This is a genomic window from Pradoshia sp. Z5_111, from assembly GCF_058267535.1.
Genome location: NZ_JBZCPQ010000005.1, coordinates 258,019 through 273,917, shown reverse-complemented (window position 1 = coordinate 273,917; position 15,899 = coordinate 258,019). Strand labels below are relative to the sequence as shown.

Genomic DNA, 15,899 nt, shown 5'->3' with positions numbered 1-15,899 from the left:
AAATATGTATCCGATAGATAATATATTTCTTTTATTCAACTGCTTCCATTTCTCCGTTCAAGAGCGCTTCCGTTTGCATCTCTCCAGAAGTCTGTAAATAATCATTCAATGTATTAAGATAAGTTTTGGTTTGTTCCTCACTATAAATATTATCATAATGGTTTCGGTGAGCATTTAAGTAGTTAGCACGCTCATGCACATCTGCAAAGTTGTTATTTTCCCACTGTGCTTTTTCTACCGGACCCATATTTGCCGGGTTTGCTTTTGCTTCTTCCTTAGCTCTCGCTTCGGCTTCGGCCTTTGCCTTAGCTGTAGCCTCCTCTTTAGCTTTACGTTCAGCTTCTTCTTTCTCTTTGGCAATTCGTTCTTGTTCTGCTACCAACTCTTCTTCAAATTTCACTTTCAAACCTTCCACTTTTAAAGTACGCTGACCTTCCAATGCAGTATCCTCCAACTCTGTTAGATCAACGTATTCATTATGAACCTCCCCTTTAACTGATTTGGCTTCCTGTCCACTACAACCACTGATGATCACCATCATGGCTACGCTTCCTATAATCACTTTCAAACATCTGCTTGTTGACATTGAAATCAATTCCTTTCTAGAAAATTTCTCAGCTTGCTTCATCTATCCAAAGACTAGCATTATGCAAGAGACTGTATACAATTCGGAACTGCTTGTTACGCTTTATTACTTCTATACCACTTATAATCATTAGAACTCGTGTCACTTTTTACCTACGTAACAAGTTGAATTTTTGATGTTGTAGTGACAAGCATTTATACATATAACTCGATGTAGCCTATAAGCTTATATGTTGAATCTAATCTTTTTCCTTACACAACAAAAATCGATTTGTATATTTTTCTAAAAATTTAAATAAAAATGGCAAGCGTTTTCTTAAAGTGTTAGTATATGTTCATCCAAGGTCTTCCATCTGGTTCAATCAAAGGCTAATCAATTAAAATTGGAGGGATTTTCAAATGAAAGTAACAATAATCGGTGCTGGAAGTGTTGTTTTTGCCAAAAGACTTATTTCAGATATTCTTAGTTATCCAGAATTAATAGGGACAACCTTCTCCTTAATGGACATAAACGAAGATCGATTGCTAACTGCAGAAAAAATGGCGCTTTCTTTAATCGAGCAAAATGGAAACATCGCAACAGTAGAAGCTCATCAAAATCGACGAGATGCATTAAAAGGTGCCAGCTATGTGATCAATCTCATACAGGTCGGTATGCATGAATCCACCTTAATTGATTTTGAAATCCCTAAAAAATACGGGCTAAAACAAACCATTGCAGATACACTTGGAGTAGGCGGAGTATTTAGAGCACTGCGGACCATTCCGGTTGTTTTAGATATCTGCAGGGATATGGAGGAGGTTTGTCCGGATGCTCTATTACTAAACTATACAAATCCAATGGCTGCACTTATCCTTGCCATTGAAAAAGCGACATCCATTAAAACAGTAGGTCTCTGTCATAGCGTACAAAACACCGCGGGAGAATTAGCTGGATATCTGAATCTTCCAGCAGAAGAACTGGAATATAAGGTTGCAGGAATCAATCATATGGCATGGTTCTTGGAATTAAAGCATAAAGGAAATGATCTGTACCCTGCTTTGTTTGAGGCAATGAAAGATCCGGCCATTTATAAAAAGGATAAAGTACGCTTTGAAATGATGAATAGACTGAACTACTTCATCACAGAATCAAGTGAACATCTTTCCGAATACACACCTTATTTCATAAAAAGAGATTCACTTATTGAGGACTTCTCTATTCCAATTGATGAATATATCCGACGAAGCGAAGCTAATTTAAAGCATTTTGAAGAAACAAAAGAGAAAATTGAAAATAATGTTCCCTTTAATACAGAGGAAAGTCACGAATATGGGGCTCCGATTATACACTCCATGGAAACGGGTGTTAACCGTGAAATATGGGGAAATGTATTAAATACTAATTTAATAACGAACCTGCCAACCAATGCCTGTGTTGAGGTCCCTTGCCTGGTCAATAAACGCGGAATTCAGCCAACCTATATTGGCAATCTGCCTCCACAGCTCGCCGCTATGAATATGACAAATATCAATGTACAGCAGCTGATTGTAGAAGCCGTTCTAACAGGTGATATTGATTATGTTTATCAAGCAGTTATGTTGGATCCTCACGCCTCCTCCGTCCTGTCGTTAGAAGAAATTTGGGATATGGCGTCCGAATTACTGGAAGCACATAAACAGCATTTACCGAAGTTCACTAAAGGGCGACATTTACATTATAAAAAATCAGTTACAGCTTGATAATAGAAATAATGACTAGAGAAGGAACATGAACTCATGTATCCTTTCTCTTTGTTATTGTTTACTCTAAATCTACTATGATTTAAAAGCTCAAATTATCCTATATATTTAGCCATAGAAAAACTGCATCCCAATTATTATATGTGTCTAACAATTGGGATGCAGGCACCTATAATACAATCAAGTGCTTTTCATAGTTCTTTATTATATCCCCAAGTCTTACTGGATTGGTCCCATAAATTCCGTAATAATAAGAATATGTTCTCTCAATTTGACTTTTTTCAAGTTTTCCACTTTTTCTGCTCCACCTAAACCTAATAAAGGAGTGTAACCAAAACACTCGTCAAAGTTAGGGGCACTGTATTTACTAAGCGCCTCAGGATAAGGCTGCCACTTTAATTCATCGTTCATGAAATTATTATCCTCTAAGTCCTCAAAAAAGAATTCAAATCCAGATGAAACAACATTAACATATCCTTTTCTAAAGTTTAGTAAATTCACATACTTACCTTTTTCCCATACTATAATATCACCCATTGCGGTTGTAAAGATGGGAATCGCCTGCTCATACCTTAAATAGCTTTTCTCTAAAGTATCTAAATAATCGTCTGGATTAATAACTTTTAAAAAGCCTTTTGAAAAAGTACCAAAACCATATTTTTTCCATGTTTCTATTAATTCCTCAGGAAGTATATCCTTATATTTTAATATAACATTTTCATCAACTGTTTCATGTTTTATAAAATCGCTAAATATAGTTTCCAAATTACATACCATCCTTTGATTATTGAGTTAGTTTAACATTTAAATAAGTATTCTTTAACTGCTCAGGTGTCATCCCCTTTGCAATTCCCCCAATTTGTTCATCAACGAGATCAATTCTATATTTCCATTGTGAACCTATCGAAGAATTTACTCTTTTATCCCCCAAACTTTATAAAAACCAAAAGCACTTGTATCTAAAAGGAAATCAAGTGCTTGCTTTTATACATTAATCTTAAAATAAAGAATAAAGTAATATTTAATTTTGTAATTGTAACTCCCTTAAAACTTTTGTACGTAAATCACTCGCAATATTCTCGTTATTGGAATGATCCAATAAAGAATTTATTTTCTGAATAAAGATATCCGAATTCTCTATACACTTCCCGAAACAGTCAATAAAATGGTCTACTAACGAGTCATCAACTAAAGCAATTGGTTCTGGGTAGTATTTAACCCCTTCTTTTTCAAATGCCTTTCTACTAGTATAAGCCACAGCATCAATAATACAGTTCCATGCTATTATATCTACTTCATTATCTGACATCTCTTGAATAATAGTTATACCATTATCCTCATTATCCAATAATTCATAAAGACTATCCCCTATATTTTCTTTATCTTTTACCCATCCCCAACATTTATATATAACTTCCTGAGCTAAAATTTGGTCTTCCTTTTGTGAAAATACCGACAAAACTTTCTCTGAAAGTCCAAGAAAAAATATTACTTTACCATCATCAGATAAACTTTCGAATTTTGTATTAGTCATGATTAACCTCCAACTAATCAATATACGGGAAAAGGATACATTTAGCCATGTATCCTTTCTCTTTGTATTGAATCACACAGTTTCCCAACTGAACAACATCTTTATCGTCTTCTTCTTCATTAGAAAGACCTTGGGACTTATATCTGTTTTTGCAAATTCAATCTGCATACTTCTTTCGCATATCCTCAAGTAATAAATAAGGACTTGTAAACATCTCAAATGTTTTTAATCCACTCCAATAAATACTGGACGGCTTTCTCTTCAGCCTTTTACATGCAAGTGCTTCGATTATCCAATTGCATTTTCATCAGATTCTTTCAATAGCTCTATTATGTCGACCTCACGTTTAGCCGACTCTGATAAGATTTATAGTCTTTTATTTTACTGTCCTCTAATTCCATCAATTAATATTTACAATTATACCAAAATGGAAATATCCATACAAAAAGCTCCGTGGAGCACACATTATTCCTTTGATATCGTTGCTTCTGAGCAGTCTTTGTTTATGAACCAATTATTATGTCTATGGTTATACTCTTTCAATCATACAAAAAAACTAGAAGAAATAGCCGCCTTTCTTCTAGTTCAAAAACATAAATATATTGAATGCAAATACGTATTATAAACAATTCTTACAACTATCCAACTCATTCTAAATATACTTTACATCTTCATTTTTATTAACATGTTTTCTTCTACTCTTATGGGTTGCTATATCTGCGTATCTTGTCGTAATTGGTAATCTACTATTTTTCTCCACGAAATGTAAAGTTATTTCTATTGAACTCTCTAAATCTATCCAGTTACCACATGAAATAAAAATGGGTTTTACATCTTTTCTCGTTCTTAACACCGCTCCATATACTTCTCCATCAACTTTAATATAAGTAAAACTCCCTTTTTCATTTTTAGGCATTTGAAAATCCGTATTTTTTATCTTTAGATAGCTTTTCGCAACACCTATCGTAGGTTTATTTAAATAAAACGAAGCATGTGTTGCGATTCCCATATTCCTATAATGAAGATAGCCATTTCCATCGAACATATAAAGATCTGGTTGACACTGTAGTTTTTTCACTGCTTTAACCACTAAAGGGAGTTCCCGAAAAGCTAGATATCCTGAAATATACGGCACATCTATTTGCCCCGAATATTCTACTTCTTCTATAATTTGTTTTGTAATATAGTCTATGACAACAATACAACAAACTCCATAATCTTTCTTACCTTCTGACCAATATGCAATATCAATTCCAGCCACAAAATGAATATCAGCTAAATGAAAATTATTATTTAATGAAATCATCGGAATCCATTTTTCTTGTTCCTTTTTGAACAACTCTTCTTTTCTCATTTTTCACTCACTTCACTAACATAGATTTGATAAAATTTCATTGTTTGTTTGTATCTTTCATTTCTTCCACTACTTTGCCGTCTATACCAAATTTTTTAAAACTAACTAACCTTCCTGAAACTCTATATTCTATTAATCTTATAACACCATTTTCATAAAATTCTTTTTGTACACCTTCTAGAGTATTTTTTTCTATATGTTTGAATTCTTTGACTTGTCCATTTGAATAAAAATTTACCATCTGTCCGTTCTTAATTCCATCCTCGACCATATAGTAATTTGCTAAATTACCATTTTCATAACAATCATAAATGATTCCAGTAAAAATATGCTCATTATTATCATGATCATATTCTACTATAAAAGAATCGTAGTCATCTCCTCCAAATCCAAAATTTTCTCCAAACTTCTTACCATTTTTCAAAACGTATTCTTGATTTAATATTTTATCTTCCATATTTAGAAACCTCCGATATTACTTCAAATTCCTTCAATAAATATGAACAATGTGGACAACACTTGAACATAATTCCACCAGGCTTATTCTTATTAATTCCTGTTCTTATAACATTTACAGTTAAATCTTCTATTCGTGCTTTAGGATTCATCTTTAATGCTTCATTTACAGCTAAAACCTCTGCGTGCGAGCCAGCTCCCTTACTTAGATGGCTATAAGAATCAAACACTTCTTTTGGCATGTTATCAAGTCGTTTTTGTAGTAAAGGCACTAAATCTGGAACTGCACCATCACTAGTATTTATGGCATAGTAATATTTCCTGGTTTTTTTATCATAAACACCTGCTAAAGCTGGTCCCATTTTATCTTTTCCAAAATTCGGGCGACCGTTGTATATTTGCTGAAGTCTTTCCAATTCACTTTTTGTATTAGCACGTAAATTAATTCGTTCATTAATTTGTTCAGGTGTTAACTTACCAAATTTTTCATGAAGTTTATCCAAATGATTTGCATATTTCCCTCTTTGAAGCTTTTCAGCTTTACCAGTACCTTCAGACTTTAAATTAATCCCCTCAAACCGACTCAAAAAATCCTTTAGATTAGTTTCGACCTTATGTGTGTTTTCAGCCGTTTCTTTGATTCGAATTACGGTACCGTCCGGAGTTACAGCTTGTCTTCCGAAGTTTAAATTATTCCTCGTCCAGGTAACGGAGGTATCAACCACTTTACCGACATCGACGAGATCTCGAGCCACTTTATTGATGGCAACATTTTTAGCATCATTTAAAGCATTTGTCGCACTCCGCAACCTGGTAGTGGCATAATTAGAAGCCGAATTGACCAGTCGCTGGACATGATGAGCACCGGCATTGATTTTAGCACCGGGCGTTCTTATTCCTAATTGTCCCACATGATCTCCCAAGCGGGCAAGTTCGGCTCCCTTGGCAAATTTCGATACTGCCCCAGCTGCAGGGATGATATCTAGCGGCGCTAACAGCCCACGAGTCCAGCGCTCGGATGTGCTCATTTCCCTGCCAGACACCCAGTCCTTCCCTGACACGGCGGAACTGACTTCCATAACGCCATAAGCCGCCCCTAAGGCAATCCCGGCTGGAGGACATACTAGTGATACTCCCACAATTACGACCAAAGCGGCAATCCCTGCCCAGAACTCTTTGTTTTCCTGTTTGTCCCTGATGGATTCATATTCAAAGGCCCGACTGTTGACCGCTGCCATTCGATACTCTTCTGCGGATATCTCCTGATCTGGATTGGCGACCTTCCATTCTTCAAACTGTTGTTTCATCTGATCCGCATAAAAGTTGCCACCGCTCAATAAATCATCGATGCCTACCTCCGTTTTCGGCACTTCCATTTGAGTAGTGCTTGCTCCATAGCCATACTGCACCATCTCTTTGGCGCCGATTCGATTCCCAGTGCTATAGTTCGAAATGGAAAGATCTCTTACCGCTTGGACGAAGTTATCCATGTCCTTATAGAACGGCTCATCAATCGTCCGGTCCACAATATCCCCGACTTTCCCGCTAAAGCGATGTAATACGGAGAAATCATCGGCTAGGCTATTATAGAGACTTTTTTGACTCGTATGCTGAAAGGAAATCGCTCCATCACCATCATATTTCGAAATATCTCTTTCTGCATCTTCTAGTACTTCATTGACATCTTTTAAATGATCGAACATTCCCTTCCCAAATCCATGACCCAACAAATCCCTCAATCCTGCTCGCATTTTCTCCCAATCGGCAGGAATATATTTCACATCCATTGAAGACCCCTTTCCTCAATTTAATAGGTCCTGGTTGTTTCTCTGAGATGATTCGTTCTGATTAGACAGTCTTCTATCTTTTATTCTCCATTTGGTAATTTATCCCTTCTAACCCCTCGCAAAATACCCCTTTTTACCTACTATATAAATAAAAGTTATAGGACAAACAACTTAGCATTGCAAAAAATCTGTTAAAAAGTCATTTTCATAAACGTTTGAACAACTCCATTCTTATAAACTTCAATATTTTACTCGGTTGCTCAGAATGAAGGGATGCAGTTCACAATCAAGTGCTTTTTACGCTATATATTCTTCATTGTTAGTAACTTTCTTATTATCCTTCTGAATCCTCATATAAAGTAATAATATAGGAACCAATACCCAGGATATCTATACGGTATCCAACCTGGAGCTTTCTGCTCTATAACCATCTAATCGCCATTCACGTATACTTTACATTCTGAGAAAAGACAAAGGATTGTTAAGAATTGTAAAATCGAATGCTGGTTCACATAGGATTTGTTTGCGTACTATAAGATGAATTAGGATTTTCAGAGTTAAATATCAATACCACTCAAATAAAAAAGCACCAATTCGGTGCTTTTGCAATGCAGCCAGCCGGACTTCCGGCATTACCACATCCCCTAATATCCTGTATTAATCATTCTGATAAAATCATCTAACGTATGCTCTTGAAGGATCATAATTCGAGGTAATTCCATTCTGTTACTTTTATCTGTACTAAGTCCTCCTCCTACTTTGAAAGCACCTTTGAATCCCAGTTCTTTCAGAATAGAAATTGTTTCGGCATTATAGTTTCCGTAAGGATAGGCGAATACATTTGTTTTCCTGCCCGTTAACTCTTTTAGAGCAATCGTGGCATCATCAATTTCTGCGTATTGTTCCTCCCTGCTTAAATCTGCAAGGTACGTATGTGTGACCGAATGGTTTTGGATATCAATTCCATTCTCCATAACGGTTAATATCTCTTCCGCAGTCATATTCCAGCTGCCATTCACCCAATCGGAAACTGTGAATTGAGTTGCCTTCATTCCATATTTCTGTAAGATTGGATAAACATATGGATAAAAATCATCTGAATTATCATCGAACGTCAGCAGAATTGGCTTTTTAGGCATAGCTGCTTTTTTATCAAGGATGTTGAAGTACTGCTTCATTGTTAATGTCCTATAGCCGTTTTTATGAAGATATGCCATATGCTTCTCAAATTCTTTGAGATTGAATTGATACGGATTGGCAGGATCCGGATTAGGCTTCACTACATGATAAAGCAAAACAGGGATTTTAACGTCATTTGATTGCTTTGCGCTTGCTGTTGATAAAAAGTATGAATTCACACTTAGTAAAAATCCCACAGCAAAAAACAGACCAATTACTTTTTTCATCAATGCTCACCCTTTCGCATATTAATCACAACGATACAGCCCTAGTTAATAATCTACTTATTACTTCTTATTTAATGGCTTCTTAAAAATGGATAAATCAATTGATTCAGCCATGGCTTTTAATCCCAGGTCATTGGGGTGCAAGGCGTCTCCACTGTCGAACTCTGCTAAAAGTTTTTCGGGATTTTCTGGATCAGCCAACACATAATCAAAATCAATCACCCCGTCAAATACACGGTTGTTGCGGATCCATTTATTCACTTCCTGACGAGTTCTCTCCCCTTCTTCGGTGTAATAATTCCCTTCATCATAGCCCTTGAAGGGTGTCAATGTACCGATATATATCCTGAGTCCGTGCTTATGAGCCTGTTTTGCAATTTCCTTCATTCCAGCAATGATTTTCTTCGCATCATACACATGCGGTTCATGACCGATATCATTGATTCCTTCTAACAGGATAATATCCGTAACCCCAGTTTGCGAGAACACATCTCTTTCAAGTCTAGAAAGGGCTTTTTCACCAAAGATAGGGGAATCTGTCAGTATTCGATTGCCGGAAATCCCTGAATTAAGGACGGAAAAGGTTTGATTTTTAATCTCGTGGTCTAGACGATCATTTAAAACATCCGTCCAACGGCGATTTTCATTTAAAGTCGATAAATAGCCATCCGTAATTGAATCACCTAACGCCACAATCACCCGTGGTTTCTTATTAGATTCAGCCCTTACATCCACTCCTGATAACCAAAACCATGAATCAAAGGTTTGTGTGAAGGAATCTCCGCTCACTTCGCTTGAGTAATCTCCTTCTTCTGAAATATAGGTTGTTTGATTAGAAGTATTATGCCAAGTCACTGGACCGCTATCACCACGGAGATGGACACTAATTGTTAAGTCCATTCCATCCTTAACCTTAAAAGGGATGGGATCACTGTAAACCATTTTTCCTTTTGGAATGGTGACAGATTTTTTTCGATCAAAAGTAAGAGGTTTCACTGATCCGGCAACTACTTCTGAACTTTTTTTCGTTTTCGCGATTGTAACCTTTGCAAATGTTAACGGTTTTTCACCAAATTCATTGGACAAACGAACCCTAACGGCAGAACCTGATGCATTGGGATGGATAACCATACGGATGGTTTGATTATTAAATCCTTTTCGTGAAATACCACCATCCCAATCAACTGTTTTCCAGGCAGCTACTTGGCTGGCAGACCATGCACCGACCCACTGTTCACCCTTTCCAGGCGTTTTAGCCTCTATCGGGGAACGTGTAACAGAGGGAAACAAACCAGCTACAATGACTAATATGACAATAATAAAAATAACGAGCTTTTTTCTAACCAACTGTTTATCCTCCTTAATCAGTGATTCTATAAGATTTTCTTCGCTTGGTATTCCCGCTTCCAAATTACCTTAGAAATGGTCTATGAATATGTTTTAGATGTTTCATGTCTTCCTTCTAAAAGCATCTCACTCCTCCTTAGCCATTTAATAGTCAAACAGTAAAGTAAGGACTTTCGAAATCGCGTAGTTAGTTGGTAATTATTCCCTTATACTTAGATTATAACTTCTTAAATCTAACTTTATCCACTTAACAAGCTAAGATATCAGACTTTACTGATAAAAGAGGAAAATAGAACCAGACTCCTTTGAGTATTTAATAGTTCTAAAGAATTTTCCACCTTCCAGCTTAATCTCAAGAGAGATGAATTCGATTCAGATATAACAAGTTTGAACAACCATGAGGCATCCTGAATTAATCTTTTATAATCTATCTATACCTATATTCTGAATAGTAAATGGACTAAGCAGAACCAAAAAATGCATTCACTCTCACCACATTGCTGCAGTAGAGTGAATGCATAGCATCATAATTTTTCATCTAACACAGGAACATTCAGTTTGCTAAACCTCATAATTTGATAGGCGTAAAATAATCCGACACCTGCTGTTGCTGATAATCCAATGATTATGGATAAATCATAATCCAGTCCAAACCCTTCCGGTGCAACCATCAGGTAAGTAAAAACTACGGCTGTCATAAACAAAGCTGGTAAGCCTGAGATCCAATGTAACTTCGCTTCTTTTAATAAATACGAGGTAGCTACCCATAGCATGACAGTCGCTACCATTTGGTTTGTCATACCTACATACCGCCATAAAAACTGATAATCAATGGTTGAAAGGTAAAAAGCCGGAACCGTGACCGCGACTGTTGCCAGAACGGCTACCGTTTTTGGAGTGCCTTTTACACGGGAGCCAAGGAAATCAAGAACAATCATTCGAGCTGACCGCAGGGATGTATCCCCTGTTGTGATCGGAAGAATAATCACACTCAGCACAGCCAGCAATCCACCTACAGTACCCAAGAGTCCAATTGAGATTTCATCGACAACTCCGCCTGGACCAACGGATGTCATAACCTCTCCAAGACCGCCGGTTCCTCCGTAGAAACTCATTCCAGCTGCACACCATATTAAAGCAATGATTCCTTCCCCAATCATAGCTCCATAAAATACTTTCCGGCCTTCTGTTTCTTTTTTCAAGGTACGTGAGATAATCGGACTTTGTGTAGAATGGAAACCGGAAATAGCACCGCAGGAGATTGTCACCATTAACAACGGCCATACGGGTAATTCCGTTGGATGCAGATTGGTAAAAGACAATTCAGGCATTTTAATATCTGAACTTATTAATGAGATTAAAACGGCACCTGCCATAATCAATAACACAGCACCGAATAAAGGATAGATCCGACCGATAATTTTATTGATCGGTAAAATTGCTGCTAAAAAGAAATATATAAAAATAATAATAACCGCCACTATGAATGTTATGCCTGTTTTAGCCGCAATAACAGCTGCAGGTCCCGCTGTGAAGGCAGCCGCTACTAAAATCATCAACACAACTGAAATAATGTCTGTGAATACACGCATAACTTTTCCTAAATATTTTTGGACGAGGGTAGGAAATTGCGCTCCTCCATGACGAACGGAGAGCATTCCAGCAAAGTAGTCATGAACAGCACCCGCAAAAATGCATCCAAGAACAATCCAAACCATCGCCACTGGACCATATAAAGCTCCTGTGATTGCCCCATAGATTGGACCCAAACCGGCAATATTCAATAATTGAATCGTCCAGCCCTTCCAAGCCGGCATCGGCACATAATCCATATTATCTGCTTTCGTATAGGCCGGTGTCGGGGTTTGGTCATTCACAACAAACACTTTTTCCACAAACTTACCGTAAACGATATAAGCCACTATTAATAGAGCAATTGAACCTACGAGTGTAAACATGAAGACCCTCCCAAAAAACGTTTTATTTACCAGATAACACGAATTATATACTAGATATTTTAATTCTACAATTATTTATCTGAAAATTATGTATATTTAGACAACAAACCTCTATTTCTTAATATGTCCATCTTTTCTATTGAAAAACTGTAATACGGAGAAATAATCAGATAGATTGTTATCGAGACTTTATTGATTCGCATGCTGAAAGGGATTACTGCATCCATATCATATTTTTGCAAGCTCTATTTATATGTTTTATAGGATAAATAACATACTATTGCACAAAAGAAGACCTGTTCAAAAAGTCATATTCCTAGACTTTAGAACAGGTCCTTCTTTACTTATTAGTCTCTTGCATAAGTAATAAATCCATCATTCATCCCTGAACGAACCACTCTGACAAAGCTATAATGTGCCGGACAAAGATTTATCCACTATGCAATCCAATGCAAATAATTATTTTAATCGCTTCACATTCAATAACTCTTCAATCGGCATTTCGTAAGCACGGTTACCTAATTCTTTTTTTAGCACTTCATTGGCATCATATTCTTCAGGTGTAAATGAATCCTCGCGGCCTTTTTTCAAATAGTCATAGAAAATAGGCGGTAAAAAGTCTTCTTTTAACGAAACTTCAACAGATTCCCCATTTTGTCTTGTAAAAATATAAGCATAGCTAGTCGGACGGTATGGATCGTATTGAGCAACTGGATAATTCACATCCACTGTATAGACCCCTCTCGTTTTACAACGAGTAATAAACTCGAATACATCACGGAATCCAGGTCCCCCGTGCCCCGATTGAACGGAAAGATCATTCCGATTCGGAATTTCATCTCCAAACAATTCCTGAAAGGCTGCTTCCACTACACGGAACCCAACCCCTAACGCCATATAAGCCGCATAGCCATGATACTTTTTAATATCTTCAAATGAAATTTCAATTAAATCATTGCGATCATAAATTTTAATTGTACGCATATTTAGTCCCCTATTCTTAGTTGTTCTCGCAAACTAATTATAGGTAATTTAGAAAAATCACACAAATTATACGCAGGCAATGATTTTTTCTTTTGAAATGCCTAAACAATTTCTTTTAAAGAAAACCTAATTATCAACTCCTTAGATGTCTTTCCAAGATCTTTTCTCATCTTATAATTGTTCTTGACCTTCTCCAAATTTATGTCACCCCACGATGGATTTAAAAATTTATTTTGTCATAGTTAATAACCAATATTAAATATAAATATTTGTAACATCCATTTTAAATCGAGAGAGACTAAAAAAATATAAATCTAACAAGCTATTATAAGCAAAATAGCAGTGGTTGCGTATAGCATGCAAATCAAATCCTTTCAGTAAAAACAAAAGAGACGACTACCGAAGTAATCGCCTCATACAAACTATTATTTTTTCATTGGTGTAAATGATGTACTAGCCTTATACGTTTTCTTATTATAGGTTGAAGTTACATCAACTTTAACTTTATATCCAACTGCAGCTTTTCCTATTTTTACGGAAAGAGGAGTACCTACTTTACCATCATAAGTAGTTTTAGTGCTCTTATAATGGAATACGGCTTTATATTTAGTACCTTTTGGTAAGCCTGAAGTGTTCAACTTTACCGTACCGTACTGTTTAGGTTTAGCGTTGTCAACTGAAGCTTTCATTTTATAAGTTGTAGATGTTGTTGTGCCACCACTAGCAGAAGGTTTTGTATTAAATGTGAGTTTACTTCCATCTGTGGTTGCAACAATAGATCCTTGCTTATCAGTACGATATACATCTACTTTATTTTTCTTCAGTCTATCCAAAATTGTTTTCGTAGGATGACCATAATTATTACTCTTCCCAACACTAATCACCGCATATTTTGGCTTAACTTTTTTTAAGAAATTCTCACTTGTAGATGTTTTAGCACCGTGATGGCCAACTTTTAAAACATCTGCTTGTAAGTTTTGCTTAGAGTTAATCATATCTGTTTCTGACTTTGTTTCAGCATCACCAGTAAATAAGAATGATTTTTTACCGTATGTGAGTTTTAAGACTGCACTCCAGTTATTCAAGTCAGATTTTCCATAGGTTTTAACAGGAGCAAGGAATGTAGCTTTTACACCTTTTAGCGGTACAGTTAATCCTTTTTTGACTTGCTTGATCTTTAAGCCTTCTTTTTTAACTGCTTTCAGGAAATCCTCATATACCTTTGTTGTATGAGCCACTTTCGGAGCATATACAGATTTAACTTTATAAGCGTTTAAGACATCATTCATGCCGCCCATATGATCAGCGTCAGGGTGAGTAGAGATTAATACTTCAATATCCTTAACCTTCTGTTTCTTCAAATAATCAATCGTCTTCTTCCCATTACCATTGCCAGCATCAATAACGATATCATCACCATTGGCAGTCTTAATATAAATAGAATCTCCTTGACCGACATCGATAAAATGGACTTTCATCTGCTTGGTTGCTGCATCTACTGGTTGAGTGATGAGCAAGGTTGATAAAGCAAGAGATATGGACATCAGCCAAGCAACAAGCTTTTTGTTCATTTAGAACGTTCCCTCCTTAATATATTATTTTGAAATAATATATTACTATTATAAAGGATAAATTACTAGATGATTTTTATTAGGGAGAGGGAATAAATAAAATAGCACCTGAAAACAGATGCTATTTATACGTATTATTTAATTTTTACATTTACAAAATACATGTATTTGTAGACCAAGTGTTTTGAACATCAGGCTCCATCTTTAATAGTTAACCTTTTAATATCAAAGATAATTCCCTAACGTTTAAACAGGTCCTGAATGAAATTAGAAGTCCATAGAAATAGGGTTGTAAACTTAATCTTTACTGACATCATCTAGACCCTCTTTAATAACTTTTTTGCCCTTTCAATTGCCTGTTTCATGTCTTTTACTGGATTCTTCATTAAATTTCCATGCCCGACTGCCAGTAAAGAAGGATTATAATCCAACAAATTTTCAACGGACTCGATTGCTTTTTCTTTATTCCAGGTTGCCATTGCCGGGAAAGGAAAACTCCAGCGTATATCACCAGCTACAGCTATTCCGCCTTTTGTTTGAAGGGCATCTCCAACTATTAAACTATGATCCCTAACATCTAAATACGACATCATTCCTGGGGTGTGACCCGGGGTATGAATGGCAACTAACGATCCAATCCGATCACCATCCTTTAATAGAGTATCCGGATTTGTCTTTATATTTTTGGGAATACCGCCTTTTATAGGCATATTCCCTTCACCTTCCTCTAGCGATACATCTCCTTTGAGAATTTTCAACTCTCGTCTAGGAATTAATACTTCAACGTCTTGAAGCTGCTGAGTAAGTCCATCAAGAGCTCCTACATGATCAGAGTGTGCATGTGTTAACACTATTTTCTTAATCGGCTTTCCTATCACCTTTGCTGTCTTTATAATTGCTTTTTTACAAAAGGGAAGTCCTGCATCGATTACTATCAAATACTCCTCTTCTTCGATAAGATAACAATTAACTGGAAAAAGATTTGGCATAAAGGAAAGCTGGTAAAGATTATTTATCTTTGTTAGTCTCATCAAATCTCCTCCGACTAATATTTTGGCATATGTAATGAATCTAAGGAGAAACAAGGTGGGTCATAAGAATTAGGAAAGAAACTTTTTGGGAGGTAAAATATAATTCCGGCGATTAGAACAAAATGTGAGCAGTACATCGTGATTTGCTGGGATAAGGAGAGTCT

At 36.2% G+C, this 15,899-nt stretch carries 12 protein-coding genes and 2 pseudogenes; 1 reads left to right on the top strand and 13 read right to left on the bottom strand.

Annotation, left to right across the window (positions count from 1 at the left end):
* Positions 1-31: 31 nt before the first annotated feature.
* Positions 32-586 carry a hypothetical protein gene (locus AC4D4A_RS12795; protein ID WP_490996258.1) on the bottom strand — a complete coding sequence of 185 codons (555 nt, stop codon included), beginning with the start codon at positions 584-586 and terminating at the stop codon, positions 32-34.
* Positions 587-984: 398 nt separating this feature from the next.
* On the opposite strand from AC4D4A_RS12795, the gene AC4D4A_RS12790 reads away from it, so the two are divergent.
* The gene (locus AC4D4A_RS12790) at positions 985-2,307 is read left to right on the top strand and encodes an alpha-glucosidase/alpha-galactosidase (protein WP_490996257.1); all 1,323 of its coding nucleotides are present in this window, start codon (positions 985-987) and stop codon (positions 2,305-2,307) included.
* 219 nt (positions 2,308-2,526) lie between these two features.
* On the opposite strand, the gene AC4D4A_RS12785 is transcribed toward AC4D4A_RS12790, so the two are convergent.
* The 12 genes and pseudogenes from AC4D4A_RS12785 to AC4D4A_RS12730 form a co-directional block, all read right to left on the bottom strand.
* Positions 2,527-3,072, bottom strand: a complete 546-nt coding sequence (locus tag AC4D4A_RS12785; protein WP_490996256.1) for a T6SS immunity protein Tdi1 domain-containing protein — start codon at positions 3,070-3,072, stop codon at positions 2,527-2,529.
* A 19-nt stretch (positions 3,073-3,091) separates the two neighbouring features.
* A pseudogene (locus AC4D4A_RS12780) lies at positions 3,092-3,238 on the bottom strand (polymorphic toxin type 15 domain-containing protein); the annotation flags it as partial.
* Positions 3,239-3,328: 90 nt separating this feature from the next.
* On the bottom strand, positions 3,329-3,841 hold the full coding sequence (locus tag AC4D4A_RS12775; protein ID WP_490996255.1) for an Imm6 family immunity protein: 513 nt from the start codon (positions 3,839-3,841) through the stop codon (positions 3,329-3,331).
* A 652-nt stretch (positions 3,842-4,493) separates the two neighbouring features.
* The gene (locus tag AC4D4A_RS12770) at positions 4,494-5,195 is read right to left on the bottom strand and encodes an endonuclease V (RefSeq protein ID WP_490996254.1); all 702 of its coding nucleotides are present in this window, start codon (positions 5,193-5,195) and stop codon (positions 4,494-4,496) included.
* 37 nt (positions 5,196-5,232) lie between these two features.
* The gene (locus tag AC4D4A_RS12765) at positions 5,233-5,652 is read right to left on the bottom strand and encodes a toxin-antitoxin system YwqK family antitoxin (protein ID WP_490996253.1); all 420 of its coding nucleotides are present in this window, start codon (positions 5,650-5,652) and stop codon (positions 5,233-5,235) included.
* Positions 5,642-7,438 (bottom strand): YwqJ-related putative deaminase, encoded by a 1,797-nt coding sequence (locus AC4D4A_RS12760; RefSeq protein ID WP_490996252.1) that lies wholly within the window; start codon positions 7,436-7,438, stop codon positions 5,642-5,644. The genes AC4D4A_RS12765 and AC4D4A_RS12760 overlap by 11 nt, the downstream gene beginning before the upstream one ends.
* Positions 7,439-8,082: 644 nt before the next feature.
* Positions 8,083-8,844 (bottom strand): polysaccharide deacetylase family protein, encoded by a 762-nt coding sequence (locus tag AC4D4A_RS12755; RefSeq protein ID WP_490551228.1) that lies wholly within the window; start codon positions 8,842-8,844, stop codon positions 8,083-8,085.
* A 60-nt stretch (positions 8,845-8,904) separates the two neighbouring features.
* Positions 8,905-10,191, bottom strand: coding sequence for an SGNH/GDSL hydrolase family protein (locus AC4D4A_RS12750; RefSeq protein WP_490996251.1), 1,287 nt, complete (start codon positions 10,189-10,191; stop codon positions 8,905-8,907).
* Positions 10,192-10,715: 524 nt separating this feature from the next.
* Positions 10,716-12,149 (bottom strand): carbon starvation CstA family protein, encoded by a 1,434-nt coding sequence (locus AC4D4A_RS12745; RefSeq protein ID WP_490996250.1) that lies wholly within the window; start codon positions 12,147-12,149, stop codon positions 10,716-10,718.
* A gap of 459 nt (positions 12,150-12,608) precedes the next feature.
* The gene (locus tag AC4D4A_RS12740) at positions 12,609-13,133 is read right to left on the bottom strand and encodes a hypothetical protein (RefSeq protein WP_490996249.1); all 525 of its coding nucleotides are present in this window, start codon (positions 13,131-13,133) and stop codon (positions 12,609-12,611) included.
* Positions 13,134-13,867: 734 nt separating this feature from the next.
* A pseudogene (locus AC4D4A_RS12735) lies at positions 13,868-14,677 on the bottom strand (ComEC/Rec2 family competence protein); the annotation flags it as partial.
* A gap of 344 nt (positions 14,678-15,021) precedes the next feature.
* The gene (locus AC4D4A_RS12730; RefSeq protein WP_490996248.1) at positions 15,022-15,735 is read right to left on the bottom strand and encodes an MBL fold metallo-hydrolase; all 714 of its coding nucleotides are present in this window, start codon (positions 15,733-15,735) and stop codon (positions 15,022-15,024) included.
* Positions 15,736-15,899: the final 164 nt, after the last annotated feature.

What these genes read in the sequence shown, in the direction of transcription:
- AC4D4A_RS12795 (WP_490996258.1), bottom strand. Translation starts at nt 586, where the DNA reads ATGTCAACAAGCAGATGTTTGAAAGTGATTATAGGAAGCGTAGCCATG.
- AC4D4A_RS12790 (WP_490996257.1), top strand. Translation starts at nt 985, where the DNA reads ATGAAAGTAACAATAATCGGTGCTGGAAGTGTTGTTTTTGCCAAAAGA.
- AC4D4A_RS12775 (WP_490996255.1), bottom strand. Translation starts at nt 3,841, where the DNA reads ATGACTAATACAAAATTCGAAAGTTTATCTGATGATGGTAAAGTAATA.
- AC4D4A_RS12770 (WP_490996254.1), bottom strand. Translation starts at nt 5,195, where the DNA reads ATGAGAAAAGAAGAGTTGTTCAAAAAGGAACAAGAAAAATGGATTCCG.
- AC4D4A_RS12765 (WP_490996253.1), bottom strand. Translation starts at nt 5,652, where the DNA reads ATGGAAGATAAAATATTAAATCAAGAATACGTTTTGAAAAATGGTAAG.
- AC4D4A_RS12760 (WP_490996252.1), bottom strand. Translation starts at nt 7,438, where the DNA reads ATGGATGTGAAATATATTCCTGCCGATTGGGAGAAAATGCGAGCAGGA.
- AC4D4A_RS12755 (WP_490551228.1), bottom strand. Translation starts at nt 8,844, where the DNA reads ATGAAAAAAGTAATTGGTCTGTTTTTTGCTGTGGGATTTTTACTAAGT.
- AC4D4A_RS12745 (WP_490996250.1), bottom strand. Translation starts at nt 12,149, where the DNA reads ATGTTTACACTCGTAGGTTCAATTGCTCTATTAATAGTGGCTTATATC.
- AC4D4A_RS12740 (WP_490996249.1), bottom strand. Translation starts at nt 13,133, where the DNA reads ATGCGTACAATTAAAATTTATGATCGCAATGATTTAATTGAAATTTCA.
- AC4D4A_RS12730 (WP_490996248.1), bottom strand. Translation starts at nt 15,735, where the DNA reads ATGAGACTAACAAAGATAAATAATCTTTACCAGCTTTCCTTTATGCCA.